Below are 23412 nucleotides of genomic sequence, written 5' to 3' on the forward strand. Positions count from 1 at the left end.
TTTATGTTAAGAGCGATCGCTTATTATTTATCTAACAGTTTTCTCCTGACTGTTCACAAGCCCCAATACTTACCCAGGTACTAGATAAATTCCCGTCTTCTGCACTGTACCATTCCTTTTTCCAAATGGGCGCATTGTGTTTTAAAGTATCAATCGCATAGCGACAAGCGTCAAAAGCTTCACTTCTATGCGGACAGCCAACTGCCACTAAAACGCTAATTTCTCCTATTTGCAAACGTCCGATGCGATGGTGAATAACTACACGATTTACATCAGTCCATTGATGGCGAATCTCAGCCGCAATTTGATAAAAAACTTGTAAGGACATCGGTTCATACGCTTGATATTCCAGCGCAATCACTGGTTTACCATCAGTTTGATTGCGAACCGTTCCACTCATAATGACAACAGCACCATTAGCAGGATCATCGGCTCGATGATAGATTTCATCTATAGATAATGGTGCAAAGGTAATAGCAAAGCTATCTTCCTCTCTAGGTTTTTGAATAGCAATCTGGTTAGATGTCAGCACTGATTTCATAAGTTTATTAAAAAATTATCCTAAATCTAAATCCCAATTACTAATTACTATCTCATAATTGGGCTACCATGATGATGCACTAAATACCACTTACCTCCCAATAATTGAAATATATTGGTAGCTATTGAGCGTGCCTCTAACCTTTTACCTCTAACCACTTGTAAGACATTTTCTATCACGATTAAATAAGCTAAGTTATCCACTAATTCTATATTCAGAATATCAGTATTGATTTCCATGTAAGCTGTATTTTTAAATATTTGTTCCCAAGAAATGCTGATTTCTTGCCAACCCCGTAGAGCATCACGTCCAGGGTGAATACAGCAACTACCAGTACCTTTTGACCAGACATTACTCATGGCTTCTATATCTTTTTTTTCAAAAGCTCGATAAAAGGCTGTATTCGCTGCTAAAACTTCTGATTGTGTAGTTTGGTTAGTTTGCATGACACCAGTATTCTAAGTGTTATTTCTGTTGGAAACTCCGAAGTTTAGATTTTAAATTTTGTATTCAATCCAAAATCTAAAATCCCAAATCTAAAATTGATTGACTCTACTGATTGTTTGTAATAACTGACTAGCTGTATAGGGTTTGGCTAAAAAAGCTTGAATACCTATATTATGGGCTGCACTTACTTTATCACTAGTAGCCAGTCCACTGACCGCAATAATTTTGACTCCAGGGTTAATTTTTTGCAATGTGCGAATCGTCGTTAATCCGTCCATTGACGGCATGACCATATCTGTTAATACTAAAGATATTTCTGATTGATATTCTGCATATAAAGCTATAGCCTCGATGCCATCACTGGCTGTAATAGCTTTGTAGTTGTGGCTTTCTAGGGATGTTTTAGTAATATTTCTAATTGCATCTTCGTCATCTACAACTAAAATCAGTTCTCCATTGCCTAGAGGTGATTCTGCTTCTATTTCTTCCAGAGTTTCTTTAGCTTCTTGTGCTGGTAAATAGATTTTAAATTGACTACCTTTGGCTATTTCCGTAGTGACATTGATAAAACCACCATGACTTTTAATAATACCAAGAACAGTAGAAAGACCAAGCCCAGTCCCTTGATTTATTTCTTTGGTGGTGAAAAATGGCTCAAATATTCGGTCTAATATTTCTGGATTAATACCGCTACCTGTATCTGTTACCGTTACCATCACATAAGAGCCGACTTTCGCATCTAAATTCATCCTGGCATAATTTTCATCTATGAAAAAATTCTCAGCCGCAATTTGTAATATCCCCCCATTTGGCATAGCATCACGAGCATTCACACACAAATTCATCAGCACTTGATGAATTTGTGTAGCATCAGCAGATACAGTCCAAAGATTTGGTAAGATTTTAGCGGCAACTTCAATTGATTTCGGGAATGTTTCTTTAATTATTTGTTGCACTTCCAGAATTAAATGCCTGAGTTGTAAAAGAGTGCGATCGCCTTCTAGTCCACGGGTAAAAGAAAGTACCTGTTTAACTAAATTTGCGCCTCGTTTAGCATTACTAATTAATATAGGCAGTAGTCGCAAAGAACGCTCATCTTGAATTTGAGATTCTAATAGTTGTGCTGTCATTAAAATGGGAGCTAAGACATTATTGAGGTCGTGAGCAATTCCACTAGCTAAAGTGCCGATACTTTCTAAACGTTGAGCGCGGAGAAACTGCGCTTCTAGTTGCTTTTTTTCGGTAATTTCTGTATTGACCACAAGAATTGATTCGGTTTGTTCTCCAAATTCATGTACTAGCGTCCAACGACTTTCAACAATGATGTTTTTCCCCGTTTTAGTTTTTTGATTTAACTCACCTTCCCAATAGTGATTTTTTGTTAAATCTTCTAAGGCTGTATTTAACAGTTGCGAATTAGTTTCTTGCCACAATTCATGTGTTTTTTTACCGATAGCTACTGCTTTCTCCCAACCGTAAAGTAACTCAGCAGCTTGATTCCAAAATAAAATTTGTCCGGCTAAATTTTGGACAAAAATGGCATCTTTCGCAATATCAAGTAAAGCAGCTTGTTGCTTAATTTGTTTTTCTGTGTGTTTGCGTTCAATAGCATAACGAATCGCACGTTCTAGTAAAGGTGCATTCAATAATCCTTTTTCTAAATAATCTGCTGCGCCTGCTTGTATTGCTTGCAGGTCGATTTCTCTATCTCCTTGACCAGTCAGTAAAATTATGGGTGTTTTGCAACCATTGTTCACTGCTTCACAAATCAGTTCCAGTCCGCTATCTAGTCCTAAACGGTAATCTACAAGATAGATGTCATGTTGAGCTTGAGCGATCGCAGCTTGAGCAGCTTGATAGTTATCCACCCATTCTAGTTCACAGGTGATTATTTGACACTCACTTAACCAATCACGAGTGAGAACGTAATCATTTTCATTATCATCAATTAACAAGACTCTAATTGGACTCTTTTCCATTGCTTCCCATCGCTGCTAGTAGCAGTTCTTCAGTTTCCAACCAGCGTTTTGCTCTCAATTGTTTTATCCAAGCAAAATTATGAAAGTGTGTAGTTTGATAATGAAGGATTTTTAAAGTAATGATTAAATATGATATCTATATCCCTCTACTTTGATGCTGTCAGAACAATAAAAAATAACATTGCATCTTTGTCTATGAGGTCTAAATTGAGTCATCTTGAGATAAAAAATATATTTTGTCCTATATCGTCAACAATTCCAAGACTTACTTTTACAATAAACCTTAATTTAGGGCGGTTTGGTAATCCCTCTACAGGAATAAAAGCGTTTAAACGAGGTAAATAAGGAAACAGTTGGTCAATAGTCATTAGTCATTAGTCATTAGTTATTAGGGAGCAGTTTTTCTCATTTCCTACCTTGTCTCCCCCTGCACCCCCTGCACCCCTGCACCCCTGCACCCCTGCGCCCTGCACCTCTGCTGAATTAATAACCAATTAACTCCACTGCATCCTTACTGTCCCAATCTTGTAAATAAACTTTCACAACTTCTTCTTTAGCAGTGGGTAATTGTTTACCTATAAAATCTGGATGAATAGGTAATTCGCGATGACCTCTGTCAACCAACACAGCTAAACGAATGACTTCCGGTCTACCATATTCATTGACTGCATTTAGCGCAGCACGAATTGTTCTGCCTTTGAAAATCACGTCATCCACTAACACTACTGTTTTTCCTGTCAAGTCAAAGGGAATATTGGTTTTAGCTGGCGTTCGCAAACCAATTTGATCTAAATCATCCCGATAGAAAGTAATATCTAATGCTCCCACCGGTGTATCAATACCTTCTAGTATCTCAATTTGACGCGCTAATAGTTCGGCTAACGGTACTCCACGGGTATAAATACCAACTAATACCAGATGTGATAAATCGCGAGTTCTTTCAATAATCTGGGAAGCTAAACGCGTTACAGTACGGCGTAAATCTTCGGCAGAAAGGATTTCAACAATTTTGCTTGGTGTAGGCATATCTGGGGAATGGGGAATGGGGACTGGGGAATGGGGACTGGGGACTGGGGACTGGGGACAAGGGAGACAGGGGAGACAAGGGAGACAAGGGAGAATTTTTTACCTATGCCCCATGCCCAATGCCCAATGCCCCATGCCCCATGTATGAAATAATGACTAGTCTATTAGGATTGCGATCGCTATTCCTAACCATAGTAAAAAGCAATATCTGGTAAGCTGTAAGGCTTGGTTGATATGAATTGGTTGAATGGGATGAATGGGATCTCCTAACAGTGGTTTTGGCTTAGGAACTCCTCGATACCAATTTGTACCACCCATTTGCACACCCAAAATCGCTGCATAAACGCACTCACTCCAACCAGAATTAGGACTAGGATCAGCTTTAGCATCACGGCGACAAATGCGCCATACATATCCAGGTTTCCCTGATAATAAGCCTAAAGTTAACACTGTGAGACGACAAGGCAACCAAGTGAAACAATCTTCTAGTCGCGCACTACACCATCCTATATATGTATAAGGAAGTTCTCGATAACCCACCATTGAATCTAGGGTACTACTAGCTTTGTACGCTAATGCTAGAGGTGCTGCACCTACTCCTGGAATGCAAGCACCGACAATAGCGTAAAATAATGGAGACGTTACACCATCGGTAGCATTTTCTGTAACTGTTTCTAAAACTGCGCGTAAAATTTCTGATTCTGATAGGTTTTCGGTGTCTCTACCGACATATTGACTTAATTTTTGGCGTGCTAATAGTAAATCTTTAGCTGTTAGTGGTGTTAAAACATCAACTGCTGCATTTCGCAAACTCCTAAAAGCAAAACAGCTAGCTACAAGCATAACTTGAACAGCGATCGCTAATAATGGATGTAACCATCCCGCTATGTAAATCACCACCCAACTCACACCACCACTACCAATAATTAAAATCAAAGCCAAGATAATTCCTACTAATCTTTGGGTGAAAGGTTTATGACAAAATTGCAGAAATAATTTACTCAAACGAGAAATAAACCATCCCATTACCTGCACAGGATGAGGCCAACCCCAAGGATCACCAATTAAATAATCTAAAATTGCCGCCAAGATAAGGATGATAGCAGATAGCACGTTTTTGGGGGACTGGGGAATGGGGAATGGGGATTGGGGAATGGGGAATGGGGATTGGGGACTGGGGACAAGGTAGACAAGGTAGACAAGGTAGCAGAGGAGAGAAGCTAATGACTAATGACTAATGACTAATGACTAATGACTATTGACTAAACCACAAAACTCGCTTCTTCTCCTAAAGATGCTTGCCAACTACGAGCATCGTAATATAAATCTGCCAAAGTAATACTATACAAAGCCTCTTTCAGCTTTTGGTTGAGTCTTTGCCACAGGCTAAATGTTACCCAATCTTCTGTTTGCGCTGGTGTGGGGGTATGATGAGGTAAATTTGTGACTGTTTCTCCTACGGCTTCTAAAATTTGCCCTATCGAAATTTGCGCGGGTTTTTTTGCTAGTTGATACCCTCCTACACTACCGCGAATTGATTTGACGAGTCCAGCTCGGCGCATTTCTATTAGTAATTTTTCCAGGTATGGAGCCGGAATATCTTGGCGTTTAGATATTACTTTCACAGATGCAGGCCCATAACCAGGTTGTAAACTCAAGTCAAGTAATGCTTTGACGCTGTAGTGTCCTTTAGTAGTTAGTTTCATAGTTATTAGTCATTAGTCATTAGTCATTAGTCAACAGTGAACAGTATGTGAGTAAGTTATCGTTTCTTAGGAACTACCCTTTAGCAATTATCAGCACCGTTTACCACATCTTCTATAAGCTAGCAACTGTATTTAGCGATTTACTATTGAATTTTGACTATTGACCCTCCTAATTTTAGATTTTGGATTTTGGATTTTGGATTTTTTAGGTTACAAGTCCCACCGTGGGTGGAAAAATATAAAATACTCGCTGCACTACGTCTGCTACCTTGGTGCAGCATCTCGTAGAGAAGACGGTCAATCTAAAATCTCTAAGCCCCGCACTCAAGGAGTAATCGGTGTCAATCCAAAATCGCAAATCTAAAATCCAAAATGGGTTGACTAAGGATCAGTTTTGCTTATCACTTTTCACTCCAATGATCAATCTCAGTAAATAGACAAGTTTTTTTGCACCACTTTAGAAAACTTAAATAAATATAGTTTAGCAGTGATCAACAAACTAAAGATATTTATCACCATTATCTAAAATAGATGGTCTTAACAATATTGAAAAACTTGCAACATTTTTACCTTTGAATGTAATATACTTGGCTAGGCTGAGATAAAAACTAAAGGATAATGTTCCTATTAGCTTAAGTCAGCTAAAAGAAAATCGATTCAACTACTTTAACCATTGATTTTTGACCTAAGTTGATGCCTAAACAGAAAAAGATTGAACCCCTAGTCGGTGAAGAACTGCTCAAGAAAGTCAAAGAGCTAGAGAACCTTAGCAAAGAAGAAAAAGCAAAGCAGTGTGGCTACTATACCGTTACTAAAAATGGTGTAGAGCGCGTCAATATGATGAAGTTCTTGAATGCCCTAATTGATGCTGAAGGCATTCAGTTAGACAGCGCGCCCAATGCTAATGGACGCGGTGGACGCAGTGCTAGCTATAGAATTAGTGTGCAGTCTAATGGTAACTTGTTAATTGGTTCAGCCTATACAAAACAGATGAACCTCAAACCTGGAGATGAATTTCTCATTACTTTAGGGAAAAAGCACATTCGCCTGCGTCAAGTAGATGAAGATGAAAAGTTAGGCGTAGAAGCTGAGGAAGCTACAGCATAATTAGTCAATAGTCAATAGTCAATAGATTTTAGACTCGATATTTGACTCATAAAATGAGTTAAATCAATGACTAAAGACTAAGGACTAATAACTAATGGCTATTGGCTAACCCATGAATTGCTTTACTTGTAACTGCCAAGTCATAGGTGAGTGCGATTTGCTCTCGATCTAATAAACCTAAAATCAATTCATGGTTATCCCGTGCTACCACTGGTAACTGATGCAAACCTCTGAGAGTCATTCGATCAAAAGCCTCAGATAAAGGTTCATCACGCCAAGCATAAAGTATTTCAGTGGTACAGATATCCATGATAGTTTGACTGGCAAAATTACTCTGGTTTTCGGTGGCAGAATTAGAGTAATTTTGCCATAGGGAAAGCGTGCGGTTAATGTCTTCTAGAGAGAGTATACCAACTAATTGTTCTGCTCCATCAATTACTAAAGCACTACGGGTGCGATCGCGTGTCATTTCTTTTGCAGCTTCTAATACTCCCAAGCTAGCAGGGAGTTTTTTCGGGCAAGAAAGCATGGCATCCTCTACTAAAATTTGCTGTAGTAATTCCTCCTGTTCATCTTTCAACTCTGCTAGGCCAATTTGTTGCAGATTGGCATTAGCATCAGCATTGGGTTGAATGCGGTCTACTAGCCATACACTTAAACTGACAGCCGCCATTAAAGGCAAAACAATTCTATAGTCGCGCGTTAATTCAAACAACATTAAAATTGCCGTTAAAGGAGCGCGCACACTCCCAGCTAATACAGCAGCCATCCCCACCATTGCATAAGCCGGTGGTGCAGCCATATATTCAGCAAAACCAGGAGCAATCAGGGGTAAAATTTTGGCATAAGCCGATCCTAAAGAAGCACCGAGAAACATTGCAGGCGCGAACAAACCACCCACAAACCCACTACCTGCACTAATAGCTGTCATTAACAACTTAACTACTAGTAAAGCTAGAAGTAAATTCAGGGAAAGTTCTACATCTTGCAGCATCGCTTGGACTGTTTCATACCCAGTACCCAAAATTTGCGGGAATTGCAAAGCCGCGACACCAACAATTACACCTCCGATAATTGGGTGTATGGGTTGAGGAATTTTGCCAAGAAAACTGAAGCCAGGAATTGAGCCAGCAAAACAGGCTTTTGCTAAACGAATTGATTGTGTGTATATCAGAGAAACTAAACTAGCACCAAAACCCAAGCCTAGATAAATCGGTAACTCCAAAGGGCTACGGACTTGGTAAACCGGCAAAGCAAAAGCAGGTTGCGCCCCCAAACCAATTTGAGCAATTAAAGCTGCAACCACTGCGGCTAATAACACAATACTCACCGCCGAAGTAGCAAAAGAAGTTGCGCCCATAACTACTTCTAGCGCGAAAAAGACTCCGGCGATCGGGGCATTAAATCCGGCTGCTAATCCCGCCGCCGCACCAGCACCCAACAATAAACGCCGCTTTTCCTGGGAAACTTGCAAAATTAAAGACAGCAACATCCCAAAATTCGCGCCAATTTCCACACTCGGCCCTTCTGGCCCCAAAGAAGCACCACTTCCCAAAGAAACCGATGCAGCCAACATTTTAGTCACTGGGCGTAATTGTCGCTTAATTTCTGTACCATCAGAAGCAGCAATTAAAGATGAAAGTCCGGGGCCAAAATCTTGAGTCCGCCAGCGCATCAACCCTACAACTAAGCCACCTAACATGGGGACACAAGCTAGAGTCCAAGCACCCCAAACCCCAATTACACCCATCAAATTTTCTAGCATGAGCTGGTGAATCAACTCGATTAAATAATGAAAAGTCACCACACCCATACCAGTACCACCGCCGATAATTAAAGCTAAAAACAGCACGACGGTTTCAGGAGAAAGTTGAAAACGGTTAATGAGATGCAATAAACGGTTAGGGGAGGAAGACAAAACAATTTGTTCCTTTGCCTTCCCCAGTTCAGCAGAGGGCAATAGAGTCATTGAAAAAACAGGTAAATCTAGGAAGAAATTTAAGTTTTTATCTGTTATCTCTTATTGTGAGACATTATTCCTTCAGCAGACAAGTCAGAGTCAATGGTCAATAGTCAATAGTCAATAGTCATTAGTCAATAGTCAATAGTCATTAGTCAATAGTCATTAGTCAATAGTCATTAGTCATTAGTCATTAGTCATTAGTCAATAGTCATTAGTCATTAGTCATTAGTCATTAGTGTTTCTTACCTTCTGCCCTGTCTACCTTGTCTCCCTTGTCCCCAATCCCCAGTCCCCAGCGAAGCACTGAGCTTGTCGAAGTGTCCCCAATCCCCAGTCCCCAGTCCCCATTCCCCAACACCTGGTTGCAAAGATTTAGTTAAAAAAATTTTGCGGCTCTAAATGTTTCTGGAGATAATGGTTAAATTAAAAGAGAAGCGATGGTTAATGAACAACACCAACATTAAGGTATGAATAATGACTATGTTGATTCTCTCAATGAGAGAATATTGCCAATAGCAAATAATTATACTGCCATTATTCATATTAGAAATTCTTACCTATCTACAATATCCTTATGTTGCAAGCCTTGCATAACTTTCAGTATGGATAAGTAGGTATGTAATTAATGATTAAGTTATACACGAATTTTTAACTTACTCAGTATTGTTTGGGAATTTAATATCACCAGATCAAGAGAGTCAATTAACAGGATTAACCGGAAGATGTAGATGAATACACACACCTTTGATCATCATTATGTTATTTGCCCTATCTGCCAAAGACATACTAGGGCGAAGGTATTAAAAACTTATATCGGTTTATTTAGTTGTCCGTACTGTCAAGAAAGGTTAGTGGTTTGTCAAAGCGGACATTATGTGCGTGATCCGTTTGTGTTGAATCAAATGATGATTTGTTCAGCAATCCGTCGTCAAAGCAGTCCTCTAGCTAGAATTATCCGTGATTTTGTTCTGTGTAAGCGTCCGTGGCTGGCTTTAGCTTTAGGCGGTGCGATTGTGTTTGGGGTGCTGGCTGTGACTCAAAAAGCTACTAATTATGAAGATCAGAGGTTAACGCCAGAATTGGGAGCGGGGGAATGGGGAAATAGGGATTTGAGGTTTTAAATTGGAGATTTTGGATTGGAGATTTTGGATTTGAGATGGAACAAATTCCCAATCCCAAATCTCAAATCATTAAAAATCAAAGGTTGTACGTAATACTCCTACATATTGCGTATCGTTGTTACTGTTGTTTTCGGGATTTAAAATCATCCAAACACCAGGAGTCACTGAGATGTGATCGTTCAGTCGCCAGCGATAGAATGCTTCGATGTGATAGGAGTTATCCCCTTCTTCTCGGACATCACTGTGAGCAACACGGGGCGGTAAACCTAAGAGAATTCCTGGTAAATTGCCTTTACCTCCCACATCTGGAAATGACATCCCAATCGCCCCAAACCAAGCGTTGGCGTTGTCTCCACTATTGACGAATAAGGAATCTGTGCTACCTCTACCGTTAGAAATATTACTGAAACCAGAATTCTTGGCGGTTGCCCAGATATAGCCGCCCCAAGCATGAACTTGGAAATTAGGAGAAAACCGATAGTATCCCTGTACACCAACCATACTGTTAGAAGTGGCAATGCTATCACCGAAAGGCGCACTAGATAAGGCACTACCTCTTCCGGCTGTGATATCTACACTGCCACCAGGGCTATATCCTTGAGAGTAAGCCACACCTACTGCACCTTGTTTACCGTAGTAAACAAGATGGGCTAAGGCGTTGTAACCGCCGTCAAATAAGCCATTTTTTGGACTGGGGTTATTGGGACTGTTGGCTAAATAGCCGAGAGTTAAAATCAAGTCTTCGCTAATTTTCCAGTTAGCAGCAGCACCGCCGCCACCCCTCTCAAACAGCAAACTGTTTTTCCCAAATAATGAAGGGATACCATTACCATCATCGGCGATCGCTGCGGGTGTAACATTATCTGTGATGTCGTTATAGCCAATACCTACCGGGCCGACAACAAAGGAGAGGGAATCACTGACGGGGAAGTAGTAACGAATGTGCGGCACGAATAAATCATTGTTACTATCATTATCAAAGTTGAGGCGGGTCATGCCTGTGCCTGTGGCTGCGGCAATTTGACTTGAGCCAGTGGTGTTGGCAAAGTTGCCAAATTCTAATCTGACTCGCAATAAATCTTTGCCAGTAAAACTACTTTCTAAATTGAGACGGCCACGGGTGGCAAAAAAGAGGTTAGATTCATCCCGTGTGCCGCCGACTTTATTGCCAAATGTGTCGCTAACCGCAGTAATAATTTGACCACTCAGCTTGGTAGTGGTGGAAAACTGCTGCTGTTCTAATGTAGCGGTGCGTGCCTCTAAAGTATCTACCCGACCACGTAGAGTTGCTAATTCGCCAGCAAAGTCGGTTTGTAATTTTTGCAACACTGCTAGGTCTTCTTGATTGACTAAATTACTAGTAGATGTGGCGATTAATTCATTGATGCGGTCTAAGCAAGCATTTAAACCTGCGGCAAATTCATAACGAGTTAAGGCACGGTTGCCGCGATAGGTGGCGTTAGGATAACCAGCAATACAACCGTAGCGTTCCACTAATGATTGCAATGCGGCAAATGCCCAGTCCGTTGGTTGGACATCGGAGAATTGAGAAACTGAGGTGACTTGTCCTTGGTCGATATCTGCGGGTGCGGCTAAGACTGCTGGAGATGCCAACAATAGAAGCGGCAAACTGGATAAAAGGTGTTTCAGCATTGGGTGTAGTGTGATGTTTGGCTAGATATGGGTAAAAATCTGCGTGAAAAATTAGAAATCTGGCGTTGCTGATTAATGGGATGATTTATGTTTCGCGCATTCGCCCTTGGCGTTCCCGAAGGGTAGGCGCAAAGCCGCAAAAATCGATAGTTTACTTTGCTAAAAAAGCTTCATTCATCCCGCATTTAGGCAACGCCAGAAATCTCTCGTTATATGTATCGGTGTTAGAAAGGTTTCAATTTTTGCTGTTGCTGAAGGGAATATAAACGCAGAGTTACAAAAGTGCTGAGAGAAGAGAAGGAGAGTTATGAATGAAAAGCAGGGGAGCAGGGAGCAAGGGGAAAAAAACGGAACGTAGTTCGGTTTCAACTAACTGGGAAAAGGGGCAAAATAGCTTTCACGGCACTTGCGGATGAGGTACTTTTAGTTCCCCCTGCCCTCCTCACCCTGCCCCCTGCCTCTGATCAAACCCTCCTTTACCTTTGGTCTTTAACGTCTAGAACGTCTGCGGAGTCTGTCAATCATGACTGCGGCGATGATGACTAAGCCTTTAACGACTAGTTGCCAGAAGTAGGACATATTTAGCAGGGTCAGGCCGTTGTTGAGGACGGCAATGATTAATGCACCAAGGAGTGTACCGCCGATAGTGCCTATCCCACCTGTGAAGCTTGTACCACCTAGAATTACGGCAGCGATCGCATCTAATTCATAACCCTGTCCTAAAATACCTGTGGCACTATACAGGCGACTAGCACTCATAATTCCGGCTAAACCTGAGAGTAATCCACTCAAACCATAGACAAATAGCAACACGCGATTGACTTTGATTCCGGTTAATCTGGCGGCGCGTTCGTTACCACCAACGGCGTAAATCTGCACACCTAAAACTGTTTGTCGCAGTACAAACCAACTCACAGCTACCGTCAGTAAAGCTAGGATAACTAACCAAGGAAGAGGGCCGACATAGCTATTACCTACCCAAGCAAAATTGATGTTGCGGTTAATGACTGTCGTACCGTTGGCAACTAGAAACGCCGCACCCCGCAAGGCAGTTAATGAACCCAAGGTGACAATAAACGGTGGTACATCCAAAAAGGTAATTAACGCACCGTTGAGTAAACCCAAAAGTAATCCCGTGACTAAAGCCGCAGGTACAGCTAACCAACCCAACGCCGGTAGTAAAGATACTAAAACTGCAACTACCGCAGATACCGCCAAGATTGAACCTACGGAAAGGTCAATACCACCAGTGAGAATGACAAAGGTCATCCCCGTTGCCAGAACTATATTAATTGATGCCTGACGTAAGATATTGACGGCGTTACCTGGTGTGAAAAAATTGGGACTCAGCAGGGAAAATAAGATACAGATGATGACTAAAATCGGTAAAATCCCTGCTACTTGCAGTAAGTTGTTGATGGATTTGCGCCGATTAGCTGAGGAATTTTGATTGGGTCTGTTGTTGATTGGTCTCAGGGTTTGACTCATGATGCAGATACCTCCGATGCTCCAGTTGCATAGTGCATAATGTTTTCTTGGGTAATTTCTTTGCCTGGGGTGTCGTCCAGTTCACCGACTAACTTGCCTTCGCGCATGACTAAAACGCGATCGCTCATACCCACAATCTCTGGTAGTTCACTAGAAACCATGAGAATTGCTACCCCTTGGGCTGCTAAGTCGCTAATAATGCGGTAAATTTCGCTTTTCGCGCCGATATCTACGCCGCGTGTGGGTTCATCCAACATCAAGACTCTAGGATTAATGGCTAGCCAACGCGCTAACAGCAGTTTTTGTTGATTACCACCGGAAAGATCCACGGCTCTAATTTCCAAATTAGCCAGTCGGATATGAAAGTTTTCGACGGCTTCCGTGGCAATTTTATTCACTGAACCCCAATTGACAATGCCTGCTTTGGCATCCTGTTTGAGTCGATTGAGTCCAATGTTCTTACGGGAACTCATTTCCAGAAATAAACCTTGGTCTTTGCGGTCTTCTGGGACGTAGCCAATACCAGCTGCAATGGCATCAGTCGGGGAATTAATCTCTAATTTTTTGCCATTGAGGAAGACTTCACCACTGATTTTGCGGTCAGCACCGAAAATCAACCGCGATATTTCTGAACGGCCTGCACCAACTAACCCCGATAATCCCAAAATTTCGCCAGCACGCAGTTGAAAACTAGTAGGCTGCACTTTGCGTCCGTCACTAATATTTCTGACTTCTAGCACCACTTTTCCAGGATTTTTCTGTCGTTGATGTTCGTAAAAGTCCTGCATGGAACGGCCGACCATCATCTGTACTAATCGCTGGGGGGAAATCTCCTCACGGGTGAGACTGCCGATATATTGACCATCTCGCAGTACACTAATGCGGTCAGCTAGAGCATAGATTTCTTCCATACGATGGCTGATGTAGATAATGGCAATGCCATCATTGCGGAGTTTGCGAATCACTTCAAACAAACGCTCAGTTTCGCGGTCAGACAGGGCTGCGGTTGGCTCATCCATGACCAAAATCCGACTGTTGTCTTTTAAAGCCCTGGCAATTTCCACTTGTTGTTGTTCTGCGATCGCTAACTTCCCAACTAGAGTCTGCGGTGAAAAACTAGCTCCCAAACTGTCTAACACTTGTTGGGCTTCAAGTTCCATGCTTTTGCGGTCTAAAAATTGACCCTTTTGCAACTCACTCCCCATAAAAATGTTTTCAGTGACAGTTAAATTGGGTGCAACGTTTAATTCCTGATAAATCAGATTAATTCCCGCTTGTCTTGCTGTACCTGGATCAGTAATTTTCACAGGTTGACCATGAATGCGAATCTCACCTTCATCGGCAATGTAAGCCCCAGCTAAGATTTTCATCAATGTGCTTTTACCTGCGCCATTTTCACCCATGAGGGCGTGAACTTCTCCTGGATAAATGGTGAGATTAACACCCTGCAAAGCCGGAACACCATGAAATCGTTTCGCAATCCCTTGCATTTCTAATACAGGTGTGGCAGTCGCCGGAGGGAAATTGGTTTTAATATTTGTTGTCATGATTATTAAGTGATGAGTGCTGAGTGCTGAGTAATGAGTAATGAGTAATGAGTAGTTGGTAAGAAATCTTACTTCTTCCCTGCCCAATGCCCCATGCCCTATGCCCAATGCCCCATGCCCCATGCCCCATTCCCTACCACCCAGTCGATGTACTAACGTTCTCTTTAGTGATCAACTTGGCGGGAATCAATATGTTGGGTGATGGGGGTTTTTTGCCGTTCAAGATTTCGTTACCTATCTGAACGGCTGTTTCAGTCATTCCTCTGGGGTTTTGAGTAGCTGTTGCTGCATAGAGGCTATCTTGAGAGGCGATCGCTTCGATGGCTTCTGGTGCGCCGTCAACTCCTACAATGAAAAAGTCTCGGCGTTTGGCTTGATTAGCAGCTAAATCTACACCTACGCCACTAGGGTCATTGATGGCGAAGACTGCATCTATCTTGGGGAAGGTGACTAGTAAATCACTCATCACTCTTAGTCCCCCATCTCGGCTACCTTCGGCGTTTTGGTCTTTGGAAAGGATTTTGATATCGGGATATTTGGTTAATACTTTTAAGCAACCATCCACTCGCTGAATTACGGAAGTGACCGGTGGCCCGTTAACTATAACTACGTTGCCTTTACCTTGGAGGCGATCAACAATATATTGGCAGCTAATTTCCCCAGCTTGCAAGTTATTCGTGGTGACGGTGGCATCTACTTCTGCGTCTACGCCTGTGTCTACTGCAATGACAATTTTGCCTGCTTTTCTAGCTTGCTCAACTGCTGGTCTAATGCCTTTAGAATCAGCCGCGTTGAGAATAATAATGTCAATATTTGCAGCCACAAAATTCTCAATTTGGTTAAATTGCTGATTTAAGTCATAGCCGCTAGAAACTACTGTCACTCTGACATCATCACCACCAATTTTTTTCGCTGCTTTTTCTGCACCTTTAGCCATGACGACGAAAAAAGGATTACTTAAATCGCCCAAAGTTACACCAACGGAACGTAATTTGGTAGTCTGTGTACTGGTATCACTAACGTTTTTCGCTTCAGTTGGTGTGGTTAGGTCAGCATTGGGAGAAACGGTTGTGCAGCCTAAGAGAGTAGCACTGATAATACTGAATAAAGTTGTTGATAAAGCAATTTTTTTCACATCCATTGACATCCTATAACGCGTTGTTAGTTAACAAAACTCAACAGAATTTCCATCTGTGAAATTTTCATATTCTCAAACATCAAGGCAATTACTCAAACTCAAGTGGTAGGTTGTTTACTGAGAAACACCTATGAATTTTGGTGTGATTAATTTTTGGGATTTTGTTTATGCACAGGTGTGCATTACTGATGTTTTTTATTTTTGCACACCTGTGCATAAAAAATATGTTAATTTTATTTACATTACTTACAGCCATGCTGAACATGAGTAAACGGAAAGTTTCCATTGAAGATATTGCTCGCAAAGCGGGTGTTTCCCATTCCACGGTTTCCCGTGCTTTACGAGATAGTCCTTTGATTAGTGCGAGGGTGCGGGAGGAAATCAAAAGACTAGCGCAGGAGATGAACTATGTACCGAATGCGATCGCCCAAAGTTTACAAAATCAACGTACCTATACTGTTGGGGTAATTGTCACTTCTATTGCTGATCCCTTTTTTGGTGAGCTAGTGGAGGGAATTGAAGAAGTCGCCAAACAAGCAGGTTTAAATGTTTTATTAAATGCTTCCCACGGAGACTTTGAGCAAGAACTAGCCGCCATTGAGAATTTTCATTATCGGAGAGTAGACGGGATTGTCATAGCTGACTCCCGCATTAGTAAACAATACACAAAGCAGTTAACACAATTGACTGTGCCAACAGTTCTGATCAACGTTGATACTGATGATCGCGGTGAAATATTTCACTCCGTCTCTATAGATGATCGCTTAGGTGGCTCTTTAGCCGTCAAACATCTCATAGATTTAGGACACACTTGTATCGGCTATCTAGGTGTAGGTGATGGTAGCAAAGCCGAACAACAGCGTTTAGAAGGGTATAAAATAGCTCTTAATGATGCGGGTTTACCACAAAATCATCATTGGGTGGCAATTCCTGAACGCAATTCTGAAAACTATAAAAATAAAGACATTGATATTGGTAAAGAAATGCTCTCTCAACTAGTAGAAGCAGGAGTAACTAGTATTTTTTGTTATAACGATATGGTGGCAGTCGGTGCGCTTTTAGCTTGTAAAGAATTAGGTGTGATAGTACCAGAAGATTTAAGTCTAGTGGGATTTGATAATACGGCTCTCAGCAGTTACGTTACGCCACCACTGACAACGGTTAGTCAACGAATGTTAGAAATGGGTCAATTAGCTATGACAATGTTACTGGAATTATTTCAAGGAAAAAATGTAGAAAATCTGCTGTTATCGCCGTTTTTAGTAGAAAGGAGTAGTTCTACAACAGTTCGTCAACGGAAAATTTCTGTAGTGTCTGGAAGAATGTGAGGTTTGTTGACTGTTGACTGTTGACTGTTGACTATTGTAAGGGCGGGTATAACAAAAGTGTCGGTTCTATAGGATTACTATTTGATTTTTGAAAAGAACTCAGTACACTTTGATTCCTTCTTTCCTCTTCCCTGTTCCCTGTTCCCTCCCTACGCAAATAATTTCACCGAATCAAAGCGGATTCCTATAAAGTGTGAATATCTCACAGAACCCGCCCCTACTGACACCAATTAAAAATGTGGTTATCTGCGAACATACCGACTAGCTAATTGGATAGCATCAGCGATATCAACGTCGCCGTCACCGTCTGCATCTAGGAAGTTATTTAAGACTGGATTACCGGCAGTTTGAGCATTTTGGACATTAGATCCAGATTGCAGGAAATTCAACACTAGAGGCACAACAATCGGTAGTAGTTGTTGAATTGTGTTGGCATCTAAACCAGTATGTTGGGCTGCTATACCTGCAACTTGTTGTTGTGTATCAGGAGAAAATAGCGCATTCACGGCTTGTGGGTCAAAAGAATTACCAGCATACTGATTTATTAAAGCTTGTGCTGATTCATTTCCTTGGCTGGCTTGCTTTTGTTGTAAAGCGGCGCGGACATAGTTACCTACAACCCCGATTACAGATTGTATAGTGCCTGGATCTGTACCAGTCGTTGTACTCAAATCCTGTACAGTGTTGATAATACCTTCTATTTGACCCATATTACCTTGTAGATTTGGGTTGTTAACAGCACTGAGAATTTGATCAAAAAGTCCCATAGTGTTGATTTCTCCTTTTGTCTTAGTAAGCCGGGGAAGAGGCAGGGGGCAGGGGAAGCAGGGTAGAATTTCTTAGCCGATGCCCAATGCCCAGTCCTTATTGTGCAGGAATTGTAGATGTAAAACCATAGACTTAAGGATGAGAAATGGAAAAAGCGATCGCTAATATTCCAATACAGTTCAGTTAAGAAAACAGTTTGTAGTGTTCGCGCAGCGTCTCGTAGAGAGGACTTTAGTCCTCATCTAAGGACTGTTCGCGAAGCGTTCCCGAAGGGTAGTCCTTACTACGAACTTTTCCGTACTTCACAAACCCCTACACCCCCACACCCTTACACCCTCGCAACGTTAAGATTAGAAGCATTGGGATAATTAGTATTTGACCAATGCCACACATACCTCTGTCGCGCCTAGTCACGTTAATTGTTGGTTTAATTGTCATTTTGGGACTCGCCTTGTGGCTGATTGATTCCCTGTCTCGTTTGTATTGGCAATTATCCTATTCGCCATTTTTGGGCAATTTGCTGCTGTTGCTGCTGATTGTCTTAGTTGGTGGTTTGGTTGCAGCGTTTGTTTATTACGTACTGGTGTTACAGGCTGGTGAACAACGTTCCCGTCGCCGTCGTCAACGGGTAACACCAGCACAAATTCCGGCGGCGAAATCAGATGCAGCTTCTTCTACTCTGCAAGCCGTCAGACAACAGGTGGCGCAAATTCAAGATGAAGTCACACGTCAAGCCTTACTCAGCCGTACCAAGGAGATTGAAGCTAACTTAGCTAGGGGTGAGATTCAAGTGGTGGTGTTTGGCACTGGGAGTGCTGGCAAAACTTCCTTGGTGAATGCGATTATGGGGCGTATGGTGGGAAGAGTAGACGCACCAATGGGGACAACTACAGCCGGAGAAACTTACTGTTTACGGCTAAAAGGACTGGAGAGAAAAATTTTAATCACCGATACACCAGGGATTTTAGAGGCTGGGGTAGCGGGAACAGAAAGAGAACAATTAGCCAGGGCGTTGGCAACGGAGGCAGATTTACTATTATTTGTGGTGGATAATGATTTACGACGGTCAGAGTATGAACCACTTCGAGGTTTAGCGGAAATTGGTAAGCGATCGCTTTTGGTTCTCAATAAGACAGACTTATATACAGACGAAGATAAGGAAGTCATCCTAGCACGGTTACGGCAACGGGTGCGGGGATTTATTGCCACAAATGATGTAGTGGCGATCGCTGCTAATCCCCAATCTGCTCAACTAGAAACTGGGGAAATCTTCCAACCAGAACCAGATATTGTCCCCTTACTGCGGCGCATGGCCGCTATTTTGCGGGCTGAAGGCGAAGATTTAGTTGCAGATAATATTCTCTTGCAATCTCTGCGCTTAGGGGAAGAGGCGCGCAAACTCATCGATGCTCAACGCCGCCGCCAAGCTGATAAAATCGTCGAGAGGTTTCAGTGGATTGGGGCTGGTGTGGTATCAGTGACACCTCTACCTGTAGTAGATTTACTAGCAACAGCCGCCGTTAATGCCCAAATGGTCGTAGAGATTGGTAGAGTCTATGGTTGTGAATTAAACATGGAACGGGGGCGAGAGTTAGCCCTATCTTTAGCCAAGACAATTGCCAGTTTAGGTATAGTCAAAGGGGCAATTCAACTACTCACGACAGCTTTGCAATTAAATGTAGCCACATTTGTGATTGGCAGAGCCATTCAAGGGGTGACAGCCGCATATTTAACCCGCATTGCCGGGAAAAGTTTTATTGAATATTTCCGCCATGATCAAGACTGGGGTGATGGTGGAATGACGGAAGTAGTACAGCGACAGTTCCAAATCAATCGTCGGGATGAATTTATTAAAGCATTCGTGCAGGAAGCGATCGCTAAAGTCGTCAAACCACTCACCCAAAAAGCGGAAGTTGTTGAGGAAGAAACAGAAGCTGAGAATTTATAGCGAATCGGGTGTTGGCAAATTTAGTATCATCAATAATGCCCAAACAGGTACCATCAGCGATTTTCGACTGCCGAATTGGCAACTTTAAGAAATAAGAATAGATGAATTGTCTCTATTAAAATAAAATGACTGTATGTTAATATGAAATTTATTTTTTCTTGATATTTTTAATGTAAAGATTATATGAAATATTATATAAAGATATGTTTTAGATAAGTATTGTCTAGGGTAATTACGCATCTCGTATATTATGATTACCTAATTAATTCACTGCATCTACCGATACAATTTCATAACTTACATAAACCTTAGTAAAAGTAATCATAATTTATGAATTACCGCTACATAAGATTAGGTTTTTGACTACATCTTACGTAAGACATGAATTATTGGAATTACTGATTACAGTAGCAAATTCAAGAATTTTGCGACCGTATAAATCATACTAATCACAGGGTTTCGAGGCTGATAATTACACAGCCTAGCTTTGTCATGACTCACCAACATCAAGATCATCCCAGAACTGGATATATAGCTATGACTCACAAAAATACACATTGCAAAAACGTCACCACTTACACCACAACCACAACTCAATTTGTAAGTTCTACTAACTACAAATACACTAATGGATTTTTATCCAGTGCTACTGTTGATACAAATGGTGATGGAATTGCAGATCAAAGTATTTATTACAAAAATCAAGCTATATATACATATATAGATGTAACAGTAGATGATTATTATGGATATGGGCCGACCAGTATAATAGGAAGTGGTAACTTATATCCCAATGGAAAAGTATCTGAATCTCTAATCGCTTTTGGTGTTGGAGATATTGATGGAGATGGACTTACAGATTATTCTTTTTCGATCTTCACTTATGATCGCTATGGTCGTCAGTCAAGTTATTTGGATGGTACACTCTTTTCTGCATCGGGAACTCAAGTAGATGAGCAAGGAGTTTACATTAATACTTATGATGCTAACGGTCGGTTAATTTCTCGCATTAGTGACTATTATCTTGATGGAATTCCGGACAGGATAACTAGTTATACTTATGATATTAATGGCTATTTAGTTTCAGAAAGAAATTATCAAGCCGATAACAAGATAGATATTATCACTGATTACACCTATAATTCCAGGGGACAAAAGACTTCAGAATATCGTTATAATGCTGCTACTGGTAAAATTTTTTATAAAAACTTATATACTTACGATGACAATGGTCGTCTAATTTCAGTAAGCAATGATATTGGTGCGGATGGTAGCATAGATTCTCTCTCAAGCTACACTTATGACTCTAATGGTCGTCTGATTTCAGTAAGCGGTGATAGTGGTGCGGATGGTAGCATAAATTCTCTCACAGGCTACACTTATGACTCTAATGGTCGTCTAATTTCAGTAAACACAGATAGTGGTGCGGATGGTAGTTTGGATGAGATTACAAGCTACACTTATTACTCTGATGGTCGTATACTTTCAGTAAGCACTGATCGTGGTGCAGATGGTAGTTTGAATGAGGTTTACATTTACGATAGTAATGGTAGAGTCGTTGTAGAAAAACAGGATTATGACCGTGATGGTAAGATAGATTATATCGCCACCAACACCTACGATAGCAATGGTAGTCCACTTTTACAAACAACTGATTATGGCGGTGATGGTAAGATAGATTTTATCATTACGAACACTTACGATGTTTTTGGTAACACCAGTTATTCAAGTTATTTGATTGTTGAAGATGACGGTACTGAACGTATTTCTTATGAAGAAATATATACCTCTACCTACAACGTATTTGCCGCTAACTATGACACCAATAATGACGGCGTTATTGATCAAGTCGTTAGCTATCAATATGATTTATTGACTGCACAATTAATCACAAAAACGATTGATAGTAATAATGATGGGACGACTGACAGCAAAATAACTTACAGTTATGCTCAGAATCAAGTCATTAAAGAGAGTATTGATAACAATCTAGATGGAAACGCAGATGATGTTTATCAATATAACTATGACGCTAATGGTACTTTAATTAGCAAAACCTACGACAAAGGTAATAATGGTTCAATTGAACAGACCATCTCTTACATTTACAATAGCAACGGTAAGGTAGCAACTGAAAGCACCGATAATGATGGAGATGGTTTAGCTGATTTAGTTACTGAATACAGCTATGATGCTGAGGGTAATCTAAAAAATTCCACCACTAATGCAGTTATCAGAACTCAATTCATCGTTGGTGGTAACGATAAAGATATATTATCTGGTACGGATGGTCTTGATAATATATCAGGTAAAAATGGCAATGATAAACTCTATGGTTTAGGGGGTAATGATACCCTCGATGGTGGTAATGGAAGTGATTTGCTAGTTGGTGGTGCAGGTGCTGATGTTCTCATTGGTGGTAAAGGTGCTGATAACTTCCGTTATGTAGCTTTGAGTGATTCGTTGTTAAGCAATTACGATAAAATTACAGATTTTGATATTAACACCGATAGCATTGATGGCATTAATACTGTGAAGAAGCGGAATGTGTTTCATGGAGGTACAGTTAATAGCCTGAGCGTCGATGATATTAAAGCGGTCTTAACTAATAATGCGTTTGTGGCTAATGGTGCAGCTACCTTTAGCTTCGGTAGTGGTGCAACTAAACAAACCTTTGTCGCACTAAATAATAGTATTGCTGGGTTTTCTGCCGATACCGATGCGATTATTGAGATTACTGGGTTTACAGGCAGTTTGAATAATTTAGCGATCGCTTAATTGAGATTATTGATTCAGGTGGGCATTGCCCACCCTAATTTCATAACACACTCTGCTTAATATTCACTTGATTACCCAGTGATTTTGGTACACCAGCCACTAATTCTAAATTTGGCAAATTCAGAGTTAACCAAGGCTGACCTAAATTTAAAGCCGCAAAGGGACTTGCTGGAGGAATTTCTAAATTAGCGGTTAATAATCCAAGTTGAGACTGCAACTGACCTTGAAAACAGAGCAACTCAGATCCCAAACGCCCAAAAACCTCGCCACTAAGTTCTTGTTTCCACCATGTAGATAAGCTCCACATTCTTTGTTGATAATTTATGCGGCATAACTCACGCTGATTTTGCCTGATGCTAACTTGACTATGATGATGCCAGCTAAACTCAGCCATTTCTTTAGGTAATCCCCAAATTTCTCTACCCCCAGCCACGGAATCCTCATTATCAACATAAATATGAGAAATCCAAGCTCCCATATGTTTTTGATATCGTACAACAGCTGGAACGACTATCAACTCGTTGTATTGTAATAAAGAGTCTGCCTCATAAGCAGATACATAAATTCCTGCTAAAGTTTTTCCAGGTAAAAACGAAACAATCTCTAATTCCGAGGGTACAAAAGCAGCAGCTTGTGTGACATCAACCCAGTGTAAGGTTTGAATGCCATAGCCTTTGAGTCTCCAAGGAGCAGGCGGATATGTCATACCAATTCAAAATTCAAAATTAAGAAAATGAGACCCAGCATACCTTTTAGCGTTTGCATCTGTATCAAATTTTTTGTGAATTGGTGTCATGTCAACTTTCTGAAAATGCTTACGCCTTAATTTTATCTGGGGCTGATGTATGAGTAACAAAAATCCTACTTCTGATTT

20 protein-coding genes are annotated in these 23412 nt (G+C 41.1%); 6 read left to right on the plus strand and 14 right to left on the minus strand.

Going from position 1 to position 23412, the window contains the following annotated elements:
• Window positions 1-31 precede the first annotated feature (31 nt).
• From ACQFX9_RS23180 to ACQFX9_RS23210, 7 genes are all read right to left on the minus strand, one after another.
• On the minus strand, window positions 32-541 hold the full coding sequence (locus ACQFX9_RS23180) for a molybdenum cofactor biosynthesis protein MoaE (RefSeq protein WP_427158819.1): 510 nt from the start codon (window positions 539-541) through the stop codon (window positions 32-34).
• 47 nt (window positions 542-588) lie between these two features.
• Window positions 589-987, minus strand: coding sequence for a YybH family protein (locus ACQFX9_RS23185; RefSeq protein ID WP_427158820.1), 399 nt, complete (start codon window positions 985-987; stop codon window positions 589-591).
• A gap of 90 nt (window positions 988-1077) precedes the next feature.
• Window positions 1078-2967, minus strand: a complete 1890-nt coding sequence (locus ACQFX9_RS23190) for a response regulator (RefSeq protein WP_427158822.1) — start codon at window positions 2965-2967, stop codon at window positions 1078-1080.
• A 212-nt stretch (window positions 2968-3179) separates the two neighbouring features.
• On the minus strand, window positions 3180-3335 hold the full coding sequence (locus tag ACQFX9_RS23195) for a hypothetical protein (RefSeq protein ID WP_427158824.1): 156 nt from the start codon (window positions 3333-3335) through the stop codon (window positions 3180-3182).
• A gap of 115 nt (window positions 3336-3450) precedes the next feature.
• Window positions 3451-3993 carry a bifunctional pyr operon transcriptional regulator/uracil phosphoribosyltransferase PyrR gene (gene pyrR / locus ACQFX9_RS23200; RefSeq protein WP_427158826.1) on the minus strand — a complete coding sequence of 181 codons (543 nt, stop codon included), beginning with the start codon at window positions 3991-3993 and terminating at the stop codon, window positions 3451-3453.
• Window positions 3994-4149: 156 nt separating this feature from the next.
• Window positions 4150-5106 (minus strand): adenosylcobinamide-phosphate synthase CbiB, encoded by a 957-nt coding sequence (cbiB, locus tag ACQFX9_RS23205; RefSeq protein ID WP_427158827.1) that lies wholly within the window; start codon window positions 5104-5106, stop codon window positions 4150-4152.
• A gap of 149 nt (window positions 5107-5255) precedes the next feature.
• The gene (locus ACQFX9_RS23210) at window positions 5256-5699 is read right to left on the minus strand and encodes an Rrf2 family transcriptional regulator (RefSeq protein WP_236141962.1); all 444 of its coding nucleotides are present in this window, start codon (window positions 5697-5699) and stop codon (window positions 5256-5258) included.
• A gap of 693 nt (window positions 5700-6392) precedes the next feature.
• Here ACQFX9_RS23210 and ACQFX9_RS23215 point away from each other — a divergent pair.
• Window positions 6393-6806 carry an AbrB family transcriptional regulator gene (locus ACQFX9_RS23215; protein WP_103137815.1) on the plus strand — a complete coding sequence of 138 codons (414 nt, stop codon included), beginning with the start codon at window positions 6393-6395 and terminating at the stop codon, window positions 6804-6806.
• Between the two features lie 91 nt (window positions 6807-6897).
• On the opposite strand, the gene ACQFX9_RS23220 is transcribed toward ACQFX9_RS23215, so the two are convergent.
• On the minus strand, window positions 6898-8775 hold the full coding sequence (locus ACQFX9_RS23220; protein WP_427158830.1) for a chloride channel protein: 1878 nt from the start codon (window positions 8773-8775) through the stop codon (window positions 6898-6900).
• Window positions 8776-9497: 722 nt separating this feature from the next.
• Between ACQFX9_RS23220 and ACQFX9_RS23225 the strand changes: the two genes are divergently transcribed.
• Window positions 9498-9890, plus strand: coding sequence for a hypothetical protein (locus ACQFX9_RS23225; protein WP_427158832.1), 393 nt, complete (start codon window positions 9498-9500; stop codon window positions 9888-9890).
• Window positions 9891-9959: 69 nt separating this feature from the next.
• Here the strand turns inward: ACQFX9_RS23225 and ACQFX9_RS23230 are convergent, their stop codons facing one another.
• Entirely contained in the window at window positions 9960-11543 is a 1584-nt protein-coding gene (locus ACQFX9_RS23230) for an iron uptake porin (protein WP_427158833.1), read from the minus strand.
• Window positions 11544-11623: 80 nt separating this feature from the next.
• On the opposite strand from ACQFX9_RS23230, the gene ACQFX9_RS23235 reads away from it, so the two are divergent.
• Entirely contained in the window at window positions 11624-11809 is a 186-nt protein-coding gene (locus ACQFX9_RS23235; RefSeq protein ID WP_427158835.1) for a hypothetical protein, read from the plus strand.
• A gap of 223 nt (window positions 11810-12032) precedes the next feature.
• Here the strand turns inward: ACQFX9_RS23235 and ACQFX9_RS23240 are convergent, their stop codons facing one another.
• From ACQFX9_RS23240 to ACQFX9_RS23250, 3 genes are all read right to left on the minus strand, one after another.
• Window positions 12033-13031 (minus strand): ABC transporter permease subunit, encoded by a 999-nt coding sequence (locus ACQFX9_RS23240; protein ID WP_103137811.1) that lies wholly within the window; start codon window positions 13029-13031, stop codon window positions 12033-12035.
• Entirely contained in the window at window positions 13028-14578 is a 1551-nt protein-coding gene (locus ACQFX9_RS23245) for a sugar ABC transporter ATP-binding protein (RefSeq protein WP_427158836.1), read from the minus strand. Before ACQFX9_RS23245 ends, ACQFX9_RS23240 begins: the two co-directional genes overlap by 4 nt.
• Window positions 14579-14711: 133 nt before the next feature.
• Window positions 14712-15719 (minus strand): ABC transporter substrate-binding protein, encoded by a 1008-nt coding sequence (locus ACQFX9_RS23250; RefSeq protein WP_427158838.1) that lies wholly within the window; start codon window positions 15717-15719, stop codon window positions 14712-14714.
• A 221-nt stretch (window positions 15720-15940) separates the two neighbouring features.
• Between ACQFX9_RS23250 and ACQFX9_RS23255 the strand changes: the two genes are divergently transcribed.
• Window positions 15941-17044, plus strand: coding sequence for a LacI family DNA-binding transcriptional regulator (locus ACQFX9_RS23255; RefSeq protein WP_427158839.1), 1104 nt, complete (start codon window positions 15941-15943; stop codon window positions 17042-17044).
• A 242-nt stretch (window positions 17045-17286) separates the two neighbouring features.
• Here the strand turns inward: ACQFX9_RS23255 and ACQFX9_RS23260 are convergent, their stop codons facing one another.
• The gene (locus tag ACQFX9_RS23260; RefSeq protein ID WP_427158841.1) at window positions 17287-17811 is read right to left on the minus strand and encodes a DUF937 domain-containing protein; all 525 of its coding nucleotides are present in this window, start codon (window positions 17809-17811) and stop codon (window positions 17287-17289) included.
• Window positions 17812-18203: 392 nt separating this feature from the next.
• On the opposite strand from ACQFX9_RS23260, the gene ACQFX9_RS23265 reads away from it, so the two are divergent.
• Both ACQFX9_RS23265 and ACQFX9_RS23270 read left to right on the plus strand, forming a co-directional pair.
• Window positions 18204-19760 carry a YcjF family protein gene (locus ACQFX9_RS23265; RefSeq protein WP_427162983.1) on the plus strand — a complete coding sequence of 519 codons (1557 nt, stop codon included), beginning with the start codon at window positions 18204-18206 and terminating at the stop codon, window positions 19758-19760.
• A gap of 912 nt (window positions 19761-20672) precedes the next feature.
• Window positions 20673-22538: a bluetail domain-containing putative surface protein gene (locus ACQFX9_RS23270; protein ID WP_427158843.1), complete on the plus strand. Its 1866-nt coding sequence runs from the start codon at window positions 20673-20675 to the stop codon at window positions 22536-22538.
• Between the two features lie 40 nt (window positions 22539-22578).
• On the opposite strand, the gene ACQFX9_RS23275 is transcribed toward ACQFX9_RS23270, so the two are convergent.
• Window positions 22579-23244 (minus strand): acetoacetate decarboxylase family protein, encoded by a 666-nt coding sequence (locus ACQFX9_RS23275; RefSeq protein WP_427158844.1) that lies wholly within the window; start codon window positions 23242-23244, stop codon window positions 22579-22581.
• Window positions 23245-23412 lie beyond the last annotated feature (168 nt).

It is taken from the genome of Aliinostoc sp. HNIBRCY26, assembly GCF_050235535.1.
GTDB lineage: Bacteria > Cyanobacteriota > Cyanobacteriia > Cyanobacteriales > Nostocaceae > Trichormus.